Annotated in this window: 12 protein-coding genes; 6 read left to right on the top strand and 6 right to left on the bottom strand. The window is 60.7% G+C overall.

All coding sequences use genetic code 11. The features are described from left to right. Positions 1 to 8: 8 nt before the first annotated feature. From aqpZ to CFE47_RS13755, 5 genes are all read right to left on the bottom strand, one after another. A complete protein-coding gene (aqpZ, locus tag CFE47_RS13775; protein ID WP_185703519.1) occupies positions 9 to 710 on the bottom strand; it encodes an aquaporin Z in 702 nt (233 codons plus the stop codon). 192 nt (positions 711 to 902) lie between these two features. Beyond that, the gene (locus tag CFE47_RS13770; RefSeq protein WP_286837759.1) at positions 903 to 2,735 is read right to left on the bottom strand and encodes an ABC transporter ATP-binding protein; all 1,833 of its coding nucleotides are present in this window, start codon (positions 2,733 to 2,735) and stop codon (positions 903 to 905) included. A gap of 81 nt (positions 2,736 to 2,816) precedes the next feature. Then, positions 2,817 to 3,380: a peptidylprolyl isomerase gene (locus tag CFE47_RS13765; protein WP_185703523.1), complete on the bottom strand. Its 564-nt coding sequence runs from the start codon at positions 3,378 to 3,380 to the stop codon at positions 2,817 to 2,819. Between the two features lie 3 nt (positions 3,381 to 3,383). Further along, entirely contained in the window at positions 3,384 to 4,187 is an 804-nt protein-coding gene (locus tag CFE47_RS13760; RefSeq protein WP_286837757.1) for an alpha/beta fold hydrolase, read from the bottom strand. Between the two features lie 14 nt (positions 4,188 to 4,201). After that, a complete protein-coding gene (locus CFE47_RS13755; RefSeq protein ID WP_185703527.1) occupies positions 4,202 to 5,125 on the bottom strand; it encodes a PA3225 family LysR-type transcriptional regulator in 924 nt (307 codons plus the stop codon). A 49-nt stretch (positions 5,126 to 5,174) separates the two neighbouring features. Between CFE47_RS13755 and CFE47_RS13750 the strand changes: the two genes are divergently transcribed. The 3 genes from CFE47_RS13750 (at position 5,175) to CFE47_RS13740 (ending at position 7,300) form a co-directional block, all read left to right on the top strand. Beyond that, entirely contained in the window at positions 5,175 to 5,489 is a 315-nt protein-coding gene (locus CFE47_RS13750; protein WP_286837754.1) for a 3-phosphoglycerate kinase, read from the top strand. Positions 5,490 to 5,628: 139 nt separating this feature from the next. After that, complete coding sequence (locus CFE47_RS13745) at positions 5,629 to 6,228, top strand: FMN-dependent NADH-azoreductase (RefSeq protein ID WP_286837752.1); 600 nt, start codon at positions 5,629 to 5,631, stop codon at positions 6,226 to 6,228. Between the two features lie 205 nt (positions 6,229 to 6,433). After that, a complete protein-coding gene (locus CFE47_RS13740; protein ID WP_286837750.1) occupies positions 6,434 to 7,300 on the top strand; it encodes a carboxylate/amino acid/amine transporter in 867 nt (288 codons plus the stop codon). Positions 7,301 to 7,342: 42 nt separating this feature from the next. On the opposite strand, the gene CFE47_RS13735 is transcribed toward CFE47_RS13740, so the two are convergent. After that, positions 7,343 to 8,641, bottom strand: coding sequence for a mechanosensitive ion channel family protein (locus tag CFE47_RS13735; RefSeq protein WP_286837747.1), 1,299 nt, complete (start codon positions 8,639 to 8,641; stop codon positions 7,343 to 7,345). A 193-nt stretch (positions 8,642 to 8,834) separates the two neighbouring features. Between CFE47_RS13735 and CFE47_RS13730 the strand changes: the two genes are divergently transcribed. The 3 genes from CFE47_RS13730 (at position 8,835) to CFE47_RS13720 (ending at position 12,553) form a co-directional block, all read left to right on the top strand. Next, positions 8,835 to 10,181, top strand: a complete 1,347-nt coding sequence (locus CFE47_RS13730; protein ID WP_016979359.1) for a DEAD/DEAH box helicase — start codon at positions 8,835 to 8,837, stop codon at positions 10,179 to 10,181. 149 nt (positions 10,182 to 10,330) lie between these two features. Further along, complete coding sequence (locus CFE47_RS13725) at positions 10,331 to 10,720, top strand: transcriptional regulator (protein ID WP_185703537.1); 390 nt, start codon at positions 10,331 to 10,333, stop codon at positions 10,718 to 10,720. A 126-nt stretch (positions 10,721 to 10,846) separates the two neighbouring features. Beyond that, positions 10,847 to 12,553, top strand: a complete 1,707-nt coding sequence (locus CFE47_RS13720) for a copper resistance system multicopper oxidase (RefSeq protein WP_286837745.1) — start codon at positions 10,847 to 10,849, stop codon at positions 12,551 to 12,553.

The following is a 12,553-nucleotide window of genomic DNA, read 5'->3' as shown; positions in this document are numbered from 1 at the left end:
GCGTTGTCTTATGCCGGCTCCTCCTTGCCCAGCCACCGATAGACAAAACCACCCACCACCGCGCCCAGGATCGGCGCGAGCCAAAACATCCACAATTGCTGGATCGCCCAGCCGCCGACGATCAAGGCCGGGCCGGTACTGCGGGCCGGGTTGACCGAGGTGTTGGTGACGGGGATGGAGATCAAGTGGATCAACGTCAAGGCCAGGCCGATGGCGATGGGCGCGAAGCCCTTCGGGGCGCGATGGTCGGTGGCGCCGAGGATGATCAGCACGAACATCGCCGTCATCACCAACTCACACACAAACCCCGCAGCCATCGAATAACCGCCCGGCGAATGCTCGCCATAGCCGTTGGAGGCCAGGCCCGACGCCAGTTCAAACCCCGGCTTGCCGCTGGCAATGAAGTACAACAGCGCAGCGGCGATGGTGCCGCCGACGACCTGCGCCACGATATACGCCGGTAACTCCCTGGCCGGAAACCGCCCGCCCACTACCAGCCCCACCGACACTGCCGGGTTGAGGTGGCACCCGCTGATGTGCCCGATGGCAAACGCCATGGTCAGCACCGTAAGCCCGAATGCCAGGGCCACACCCAATAAGCCGATCCCGACTGCAGGGAACGCTGCGGCCAACACCGCACTCCCGCAGCCGCCCAACACCAGCCAAAACGTACCCAACCCCTCCGTGACTGAACGCTTGAACAAAGACATGGAACACGTCCTTGATAGATCGCTCTACCGAAACAGTAAAACCGTGATGCTCCCTGCGATTACTACAGCGCCTATCTGGGCACTGCTGTGAGTACAGCACGGTTATGGCACAAATCCAGTGCATGAAAAAACGCCAGGGCCCAATGAAATCGGGCGCCTGGCGCTGATTAAATGTGTATGACCTGTCAATTATCAGTCGATACCGACGAAGCCTCCGGTCTGGTGCTGCCACAGCCGCGCATACAGCCCGCCATGGGCCAGCAGCTCGGCATGGCTGCCACTTTCGGCGATCTTGCCTTTCTCCAGCACCACCAAGCGGTCCATCCGCGCGATGGTCGACAACCGGTGGGCAATGGCGATTACCGTCTTGCCTTGCATCAGGGTTTCCAGGCTTTCCTGGATCGCGGCTTCCACTTCCGAGTCCAGCGCGGAGGTGGCCTCGTCCATGATCAGGATTGGCGCATCCTTGAGCAGCACACGGGCGATGGCAATCCGTTGACGCTGCCCGCCGGAGAGTTTCACTCCGCGCTCACCGACGTGCGCATCCAGCCCTGTGCGACCTTCTGAGTCGGACAGCAGTGGGATGAATTCATCGGCCCGCGCCTTGTGCACGGCAGCCCAGAGTTCTTCATCGGTGGCGTCCGGCTTGCCGTACAGCAGGTTGTCGCGGATCGAGCGGTGCAGCAGTGACGTGTCCTGCGTGATCATGCCGATCTGTTCGCGCAAGGACTCCTGGGCCACGTCGGCGATGTTCTGGCCGTCGATCAGGATGCGCCCGCCTTGCAGGTCGTACAAACGCAGCAGCAGGTTGACCAGTGTGGACTTGCCCGCGCCGGACGGGCCGATCAGGCCGATCTTTTCGCCGGCCTTGATCTCAAGGTTCAGGCCGCCAATGATCCCGCTCTTCTTGCCGTAGTGGAAATCCACCTGTTCAAAGCGTACTTCGCCACGGGGCACGTTCAGGCGCGGGGCGTTCTCGCGGTCGATCACCGCCAGCGGCTGGGCGATGGTTTTCAAACCGTCCTGCACCATGCCGATGTTTTCGAAAATGCCGTTGACCACCCACATGATCCAGCCGGACATGTTGACGATACGGATCACCAGGCCGGTAGCCAGGGCGATGGCGCCGACGGAGATCAGCGACTGCGTCCACAACCACAACGCCAGGCCGGTGGTGGTGACGATCAACAGGCCGTTCATGCTGGTGATCACGATGTCCATGCTGGTGACGACACGGCTGGCCAACTGGGTTTTTTCGGTCTGCTCGATGATCGCTTCCTTGGCGTACTGCTGCTCATACTGGGTATGGGCGAACAGCTTCAAGGTGGTGATGTTGGTGTAACCGTCGACGATGCGGCCCATCAACTTGGAACGCGCCTCGGAGGAGATCACCGAGCGTTCCTTCACCCGTGGCACGAAGTAGCGCAGTGCCAGGCTGTAGCAGATGATCCAGGTCACCAGCGGGATCATCAGGCGCCAGTCGGCCTCGGCAAACAGCACCAGGGAACTGATGGCGTAGATCGCCACGTGCCAGATCGCATCCACTGCCGCTACGGCGGAGTCACGCAGTGAGTTGCCGGTTTGCATGATGCGCTGGGCGATACGCCCGGCGAAGTCGTTCTGGAAGAAATTCAGGCTCTGCTTGAGCACGTAGCTGTGGTTCTGCCAGCGGATCAGGCTGGTCATGCCGGGGCTGATGGTCTGGTGCACCAGCAGGTCATGCAGGGCGCCGAAGATCGGGCGCAGCAACAGGGCGACCACGGCCATCCAGATCAGCTCGGTGCTGTGCAGTTGGAAGAAATTGGCCGGCGGGGTGCCCTGGGCCAGGTCGATGATGCGGCTCAGGTAGCTGAACAGCGCGACTTCGATCAGCGCACCAATCAGGCCCACTACCAGCAGCGCGGCAAAATGTGGCCATACCTGACGCAGGTAGTAGAGGTAGAAGGGCAGGACTTTATCGGGCGGGGCGGCGCTGGGTGCGTCGCGGAAAATATCGATCAGTTGTTCGAAACGACGATAGAGCATTAAGTATGACGCCCGCAGGGCGGGCTCTCCTTTCAAATGCGCGCGCGACCTTGTGGGCCACGCGCGGAGCTACCTGCTACCTCAGTCGATGCGCTTGGCCGACTTGATGTACACAGGATCGATTGGCACGTTCTGCATGCCCTGCTTGGTGGTGGTCTGGGAGTTGACGATGATATCGACCACATCCATGCCCTTGACCACTTTGGCGAATACCGCGTAACCGGCATCACGGCCCGGGTCGAGGAAGGCATTGTCGGCGACGTTGATGAAGAATTGGCTGGTGGCCGAGTTCGGGTCGTTGGTGCGGGCCATGGACAGGGTCCCGCGTACGTTATGCAGGCCGTTGCTGGCTTCGTTCTTGATCGGTGCTTCGGTCGGCTTTTGCGACATCTGTGCGGTGAACCCGCCGCCCTGGACCATGAAGCCCGGGATCACGCGGTGGAAGATCGTGTTGGTGTAGAAGCCCTTGTCGACATAGGCCAGGAAGTTCTTGGTGCTGATGGGCGCCTTGACCGGGTCCAGTTCGATCTCGATGTCACCGTTGGTGGTGGTGATCAGCACGTGGGGCGCCTTGGCAGGCTCGGCGGCCATCAGGTTGGCGGCGAACAGAACAGAACCGGCGAAGAAGGCGATTTTTTTCAGCATGGGTCAGTGATCCTGGGTAGTGGTTTCGACTGTCTTTAGAAATTCGAGCAGGGTTGCGTTAAAGACTTCGGGTTGGTCCAAGGGCGTGGCGTGGCGCGAATCTTCAATCACCACCAGCCTCGCATCGGGCAGCAGTTTTACATAGTTTTCTTTTTGCGCCACGGGGGTGTAGTCGTGGTCGGCGCTGATGACCAGGGTTGGACAGGTAATCCTCGAAAGTCGTTCCTGTACGCCCCAGCCCACAATCGCATCGAAGCTGGCGAGATAAGCACGTTTGTCGTTTTTTGCCCAGCGTTCGGCCATCTTGCGGCGCAGGTCGGCCTGTTCGGGTTTCGGGAACAACCGGTCGCCCAGCGCCTTGCCGATAGTGCCAAGGCTAAGCACACGTGCCAGGCTCCAACGCTTGGCCCACTGCCAATAATCATCGGCACTGCGCACCTTGACCTCAGGCGCGCTGTTGACGATGCACAGGCTCTTGACCTGTGCGGGTTCATCCACCGCCAATTGGAACGCGATCATGCCGCCCATGGACAAGCCGACCACATGGGACGGCGGCAGGTGCAAGTGTTCGATCAGGGCAAGCAGGTCGAAGGTGAACCCCTGGATGCTGTAGCGCTCGCGCGGTTTGTCGGAGCGACCATGGCCGCGCACGTCTACCACGATCAGGCGGTAATGCCTGGCCAATACCGGGATTTGCAGCTCCCAATCCTGGCTGCTGGAGCCCAAGCCGTGGATCAGGATCAGCGGCGTGCCGTGGCCATATTCCTCGTAGTGCAGACTGCATCCTTCGTGGTCGAACCAGGCCATGCGTGAACTCCGTTTCAGGCTTGCTGGGGGGCGGCGAAAGGCGCGTCCAACGGGGCGGTGTCAAAGGTGCGCAGCAGCTCCACGAGGATCTGCGTTGCCGGCCCCAAGGGTTTGTCCTTGTTTGAATACAGGAAGAACGTAGGGTGGCGGCTGCCGCCCTGTTCCAAGGGTAGCTGCTTGAGTATGCCTTCGGCGAGTTCGCGTTCGATCATGTGCCGGGGCAACCACGCAAACCCCAGGCCGCTGCCCACAAAGGCGGCCGCGGTAGCCAGGCTGCCGACGGTCCAGCGTTGTTCGGCGCCGAGCCAGCCGACATCGCGGGGCTGTTGGCGGCCAGAGTCACGGATCACCACCTGCATCTGGCTTTCCAGGTCCTGGAAGCTCAGCTCGCGGTGCATGCGATGCAGGGCATGTTCGGGATGCGCCACGGCGACAAATTCCACATCGCTCATTTCCGTGCCCAGGTAGCCGGGGATGCTGAAACCGCAAATGGCCAGGTCGGCCACGCCTTCTATCAACAACTCCTCAACACCCGACAACACCTCTTCACGAAGGCGCACGCGGCAACCGCGGCTTTGCGGCATGAAGGCGGAGAGGGCGCGCACCAGGCGGGCATTCGGATAAGCCGCGTCGACCACCAGGCGCACTTCGGCTTCCCAGCCTTGTTCCATATGGTGAGCGAGGTCTTCCAGTTGGCTGGCGTTTTTCACCAGTTGCCGGGAGCGGCGCAACAATACTTCACCGGCGTCGGTGAGCACCGCCTTGCGCCCGTCGATACGCAGCAGTGGCACGCCAAGCTGGTCTTGCATGCGGGCCACGGTGTAGCTCACCGAGGACTGCGAACGGTGCAGCGCTTCAGCCGCCTGGGCGAAGCCGCCATGGTCGACCACGGCTTGCAACGTACGCCATTGATCGAGGGTAACGCGGGGCGCTTTCAAGATGGGTTCCTCTTGTCCTAAGCTGACAGTCCTTATTGGAGACTGCCGAATGAGAAAATTCTGTTGTGTGTTGCTGGCGCTGCTGCCGATGAGCGCGTTTGCCTACCCCATCGACGTCACCAAAAAGATCGACGGCGTAAGCATTGATTACACCCCCTCCGACGTGGACGGCGATATCAGTTCGATCCAACTCAATAACTACGGCACCAACGACGCGGTGTGTTCGGTAACCTTCACCAACGGCCCGGAATCGCCGCGCCGTCGTACGGTCACGGTGCCGGCGGGCAAAAGCACCAACACCACGGTCAAGTTCAACCGGGCCATCATCAAGATGCGGATTGCCCTGGCCTGCACGCCGAAATAACCAGCAGCGGAGCATGGCTCCGCTTATAAACAAATTTATAGATGGGTTATAGCAGTTTTTTGCGCTTTTTTATCGAATGAGCCCTGGTTAATCTTATCTCCATCGTCTTACAGCAATTACAGATGGAGCCTACGAAGCCATGTCCAACGTTCTGATCATCGAAAGCAGTGCTCGCCAGCAGGATTCGATCTCCCGCCAACTGACCCAGCAGTTCATCAGCCAATGGCAGGCCGCCCATCCGGCGGATCAGATCACCGTGCGTGACGTAGCCCTTAACCCGGTGCCGCACCTGGACGCCAACCTGCTCGGCGGCTGGATGAAACCTGCGGATCAGCGCAACGCAAGCGAACAGGCGTCACTGGCTCGCTCCAACGAATTGACCGACGAATTGCTGGCTGCCGACGTGCTGGTGATGGCTGCGCCGATGTACAACTTCGCCATCCCCAGCACCCTTAAAGCCTGGCTGGACCACGTGTTGCGTGCGGGTGTGACCTTCAAGTACACCGCCACCGGCCCTCAAGGTCTGCTGACCGGCAAGCGTGCCATCGTGCTCACCGCTCGCGGCGGTATCCACACCGGTGCGAGCTCCGATCACCAGGAACCGTACTTGCGTCAGGTCATGGGCTTTATCGGCATTCACGATGTCACCTTCATTCACGCCGAGGGTGTGAACCTGAGCGGCGACTTCCAGGAAAAAGGCATCAACCACGCCAAGGCGCTGCTCGCACAAGTCGCGTGATGATCCTTTAATCGTCAGATAATCCCGCGATGTTTATATCGCTTCACGCAAACCCTTCAAGTACGCGTAACGAACCTCCCTTTGCACTTCTGCTCCTGAGTGCTCCAGCCCGACTGCCGCTATAGCGAGGTCGGGTTTTTTTTGCCCCGAGTTTCGTGAAACGCCGAAAACCTTTAATGTCCCGCCCATTCGAAACGAGGCGCGCATGGGCTATCTACTGGTTGTCACCCTGATTCAGGCATTTTCCTTCAGCTTGATCGGCGAATACCTCGCCGGTCACGTCGACAGCTACTTCGCGGTGCTGGTGCGCGTATTGCTGGCCGGGCTGGTATTTATCCCATTGACCCGCTGGCGCTCGGTGGAACCGGCGTTCATGCGCGGCATGCTAGTGATCGGCGCGTTGCAGTTTGGCGTGACCTACGTGTGCCTGTACCTGAGCTTTCGCGTGCTGACGGTGCCGGAGGTGTTGCTGTTCACCATCCTCACGCCGCTGCATGTGACCTTGATCGAAGACGCCCTTAATCGGCGCTTCAACCCTTGGGCATTGGTGGCGGCACTGGTGGCCGTGGCCGGCGCGGCGGTGATTCGCTTCGACCAGATCACCCCGCACTTCCTCGGTGGCTTCCTGCTGCTGCAGCTGGCCAACTTCACCTACGCCGCTGGGCAAGTGATGTACAAGCACCTGGTGAAACGCTACCCAAGCGACCTGCCGCATTACCGGCGTTTTGGCTTCTTCTACGTGGGTGCGCTGCTGGTGGTGTTGCCGGCGTTCCTGATGTTCGGCAAGGCCAACTACCTGCCCGATGCACCGCTGCAATGGGGCGTGTTGGTGTTCCTTGGGTTGGTCAGCACGGCGCTGGGCATGTACTGGTGGAACAAAGGCGCCTGCCTGGTGCAGGGCGGAACGTTGGCGGTGATGAACAACCTGCACGTGCCGGTGGGGTTGTTGCTGAACTTGCTGATCTGGAACCAGCATGAGCCGCTGGGCCGCCTGGCGTTGGGTGGGTTGGTGATCTTGGGAGCGGTGTGGATCAGTCGGTTGGGGGTACGCAAGGAGCCGATTCTTCGCTGAACCCTGTGGGGGCGGGCTTGCCCGCTCCCACAGTAGGTGGCGTCAGGCCAACTTGTTTTCCAGCGTCGGCAAGTGACTGGCACCTAATAACGCAGGCAACACCCCAGCGCGCAAATCATTGCCACTCGGCTGCTGATACAAGCTCAAACCGAACTCTGGCAGCACCGCCAGCAGATAATCAAAAATATCCCCCTGGATGCGCTCGTAATCGGCCCACGCCGTAGTGCGGGTAAAGCAGTAGATCTCCAGCGGCACGCCTTGGGCGGTGGTCTGCATCTGGCGCACCATGCAGGTCATGTTCGGCTGGATGTCCGGATGGCTTTTCAGATAGGCCAGCGCATAAGCGCGGAAGGTACCCAGGTTGGTCATGCGACGACGGTTGGCCGACAGTTGCGCGCTGTGGCCCTGGGCTTCGTTCCAGGCCTTGAGCTCGGCCTGCTTGCGCCCGATGTAGTCGGTGAGCAGGTGCACTTGGGTCATGCGTACTTCTTCGTCGTCACGCAGGAAGCGCACGCCGCTGGCGTCGATAAACAGGCTGCGTTTGATGCGCCGCCCGCCGGAGGCCTGCATGCCGCGCCAGTTCTTGAACGATTCGGACATCAGGCGCCAGGTGGGGATGGAGACGATGGTCTTGTCGAAGTTCTGCACCTTGACCGTGTGCAGGGTGATATCCACCACGTCGCCATCCGCGCCAACCTGAGGCATTTCGATCCAGTCGCCAACTCGCAGCATGTCGTTGCTGGTCAGTTGCACACTGGCGACGAAGGACAGCAGGGTGTCCTTGTACACCAACAAGATCACCGCCGACATGGCACCCAGACCCGACAGCAGCAACAGCGGCGAACGGTCGATCAGCGTGGCGACGATGATGATCGCGCCAAACACGTAGAGGACCATTTTCGCCAACTGCACGTAGCCTTTGATCGAGCGGGTGCGGGCGTGTTCGGTGCGGGCGTAGATGTCTAGCAGGGCGCTGAGCAGGGCGCTCATGGCCAGCATCAGGAACAGGATAGTGATCGCCAGGGCCACGTTGCCGATGAACAGGATCGCGGTCTTGCTCAGGTCCGGTACCAGGTACAGGCCGAACTGGATCACCAGAGAGGGCGTCATCTGGGCCAGGCGGTGGAAGACTTTGTTGTGCCGCAGGTCGTTGAGCCAGTGCAGGGCCGGTTGCCTGCCAAGCAATTTGATGGCGTGTAGGGTGACGTAGCGCGCCACTCGTCCGAGCAGCAGGGCCACTACCAGTAACACCAGCAAGCCGAGGCTGGCATGCAGCAGTGGGTGTTCGTCGAGGGCGCCCCAGAGGTCTTGGGCGTTGAGCCAGAGCTGTTTGATATCCATGGATGAAACCGATTCTTCTGTGGGACAAGACGGGGCGATTAGAGCATTTAAGTGCAACAAAGTTGTCCTTACAGACAAATGCCCTGACAAAAAAGCAGCTGATTAGCACCGTTCGCGTAAAGAAACTCGGTTTGGACGCCCGAAACCGGTAACCTATGCCGCTGATATTTTGTATTTCTTCGAGGTAGCACCCGTGTTTTCCCAATTCGCCCTGCACGAACGCCTGCTCAAAGCCGTGGCCGAGCTTAAATTTGTCGAGCCTACGCCTGTGCAAGCAGCGGCCATCCCGCTCGCGCTCGAAGGGCGTGACCTGCGGGTGACGGCTCAAACCGGTAGCGGCAAAACTGCCGCATTCGTCCTGCCGGTTCTGAACCGCCTGATCGGCCCGGCCAAGGTTCGCGTCAGCATCAAGACCCTGATCCTGCTGCCGACCCGCGAGCTGGCCCAACAGACCCTGAAGGAAGTCGAGCGCTTCTCGCAGTTCACCTTCATCAAGTCCGGCATCATCACCGGCGGCGAAGACTTCAAGGTCCAGGCCGCCATGCTGCGCAAGGTTCCGGATATCTTGATCGGCACCCCGGGCCGCATGATCGAGCAACTCAACGCCGGCAACCTCGACCTCAAGGAAGTCGAAGTGCTGGTGCTTGACGAAGCCGACCGTATGCTCGACATGGGCTTTGCCGACGACGTACAGCGCCTGGTGGGTGAATGCGTCAACCGTCAGCAGACCATGCTGTTCTCGGCGACTACTGGCGGTTCGACCCTGCGTGACATGGTTGCCAAGGTTCTGAACAACCCTGAGCACCTGCAGGTCAACAACGTCAGCGACCTGAACGCCACCACGCGTCAGCAGATCGTCACCGCCGACCACAATGTGCACAAAGAGCAGATCCTCAACTGGCTGCTGGCCAACGAGACCTATCAGAAGGCCATCGTGTTCACCAACACCCGCGCCGCTGCCGACCGCATCTACGGTCGTCTCGTGGCCCAGGAATACAAGGCGTTCGTGCTGCACGGCGAAAAAGACCAGAAGGACCGCAAGCTGGCCATCGACCGCCTCAAGGCAGGCGGCGTGAAGATCCTGGTGGCCACCGACGTCGCCGCTCGCGGCCTGGACGTGGACGGCCTGGACCTGGTGATCAACTTCGACATGCCCCGCAGCGGCGACGAATACGTGCACCGTATTGGCCGTACCGGGCGTGCCGGCAACGACGGCCTGGCGATCTCGCTGATCTGCCACGGCGACTGGAACCTGATGTCGAGCATCGAGCGCTACCTCAAGCAGTCGTTCGAGCGCCGCACCATCAAGGAAGTCAAAGGCACCTACACCGGGCCGAAGAAGGTCAAGGCTTCGGGCAAGGCCGTGGGTGTGAAGAAGAAAAAGACCGACGCCAAGGGCGACAAGAAAAAAACCGGCGCCAAGTCGCCAACCAAGCGCAAGATCGCCAACCGTCCGAAGACCGACAACCTGTCGCTCGTCAGCAAGGACGGCATGGCCCCGCTCAAGCGCCGCAAGCCAGAAGCGCCAGCTGCCGAGTAAGGCTGGGCGGATGTGAAAAAACCGGACGATTGTCCGGTTTTTTTATGGGCGTAGGTTTGTAGCTTCGTCAGATGGACTGAACGGCGCGAACGGCAACCGGTCCACCGCTTAACGGGCCACTTTTCCATCAGCCCGCAGGAGGAATCAGGATGACGACTTACAATTGGGATCTGATCGAACGTCTGCTGCATGAAGTGCAGAACGGTGAGGGCAGCTTCGCTCCGCGTAAGTATGCCGAGCAGGAAGCGGCTGAAAAGGCTACGGCGGGAGAGTCCACCGGGAACCTGGATGCGCTGAAAAAGACCGCGGCGGATTATGAAGCGCTGTTGTTCAAGCGCGGGTTTATCGAGTCGCGGCCCGAAGAGCAGGGCGGTAACGGCGAGAACTTTATTCTGACCCCGCTCGGCGCGCAGTTATTGGCGCTGATCGACAGTTCGATCCCGGGCAATGACCACCCGCGCCAGGTGCTGGATGAGCAAGCCGATGCGCTGGACCCGGCGACCTTTGCCGAGGTGGCCTCCAAGGCCCAGATCGCCTGATACCCACGCGCCCCGGCACCCGTTGCGGTGCCGGGCGAAACTGTCAGATCAGTAATCTGCCGCTAAGCTGGCTGACAGCCGCCCCTGACTACCCTGCTGCCATTCAACTCATGGAATTGAATCGGCATGCACTCCAAAACCACCCGACGAACCTTTGTCAAAGGCTTGGCCGCCAGCGGCTTGCTGGGCGGGCTCGGGCTCTGGCGCAGCCCGGTCTGGGCCTTGACCAGTGCCGGGCAACCCACGGTATTGGCAGGTACCGAATTTGACCTGTTTATCGACCAGACCCCAGTCAACCTGACCGGCCGCCCGCGTACCGCACAGACCGTCAATGGCAGACTGCCCGGCCCGCTGCTGCGCTGGCGCGAAGGCGACACCGTGACCCTGCGCGTGAAGAATCGCCTGGCTGAGCCAACGTCGATTCACTGGCACGGCATTCTCCTGCCGTCGAACATGGACGGCGTGCCCGGTTTGAGCTTCAAGGGTATCGAGCCGGGTGGCGAGTTTGTCTACCAATTCACGGTCAAGCAGCACGGCACCTACTGGTACCACAGCCACTCTGGGTTCCAGGAGCAGCAGGGCGTATATGGTCCGCTGGTGATCGACCCTAGGGAGCCTGAGCCATTTACCTATCAGCGCGACTACGTGGTGATGCTGTCGGACTGGACCGACGAAGACCCCGTCGCGCTGATGAAAACCCTCAAGAAACAGTCCGACTACTACAACCTGCACAAGCCCACCGTGAGCGATTTTGCGAGGGATGTGGGCAAAGAGGGGTGGTCGGCCACGGTTGCCGACCGCCTGATGTGGGCGCAAATGAAGATGAACCCCACGGATCTGGCCGACGTCAGCGGTGAAACCTACACCTACCTGCTCAACGGCCAGCCGCCGGAGCGCAATTGGACGGGCGTGTTCCAAGCCGGTGAAACCCTTCGCCTACGGTTTATCAACGGCTCGGCGATGAGCTATTTCGACGTGCGCATTCCGGGCCTGAAGATGACCGTGATTGCCGCCGATGGCCAGCCGGTGCAACCAGTGAGCGTCGATGAGTTCCGCATCGCCGTGGCAGAGACCTTTGATGTGCTGGTCGAGCCGTCGGCTGCGGCCTACACGCTGTTTGCTCAGTCGATGGATCGCAGTGGCTACGCTCGCGGCACACTCACCCGGCAAGCCGGAGCGACGGCGTCGGTGCCTGGGCTGGATCCGCGTCCCTGGATCAGCATGGACGATATGGGCATGGGCGGTATGGACCATGGCGCCATGGCGGATATGCCGGATATGGCCGGCATGGACCACAGTGCCATGGCGATGCAGGCGCATCCGGCCAGCGAGCAACACAACCCGCTGGTGGATATGCAGGCCATGAGTCCAGTGCCCAAGCTCGACGACCCTGGCATCGGCCTGCGCAACAACGGGCGGCGTGTCCTGACGTACGCCGACCTGCGCAGTACCTTTGAAGATCCCGACGGCCGTGACCCTGGCCGCACCATCGAGTTGCACCTCACCGGGCATATGGAGAAGTTCGCCTGGTCGTTCAATGGCGTGAAGTTTTCCGATGCCGAGCCCTTGCTCCTGACCTACGGCGAGCGGGTCCGTCTGGTGCTGGTCAACGACACCATGATGAGTCACCCCATCCACCTGCACGGCCTGTGGAGCGACCTGGAAGACGAAAACGGTCAGTTCCAGGTGCGCAAACACACGATCGACATGCCACCGGGCTCCCGGCGCAGTTACCGGGTGACCGCCGACGCGTTGGGCCGCTGGGCCTATCACTGCCACCTGCTGTACCACATGGAAATGGGCATGTTCCGTGAGGTGCGTGTGCATGAATGA

This window comes from Pseudomonas sp. PGPPP1 (assembly GCF_002255865.1).
GTDB lineage: Bacteria > Pseudomonadota > Gammaproteobacteria > Pseudomonadales > Pseudomonadaceae > Aquipseudomonas > Aquipseudomonas cremoris.
Note: the sequence above shows the minus strand (reverse complement) of the source record. Positions and strands in the feature narration are given on the sequence as shown.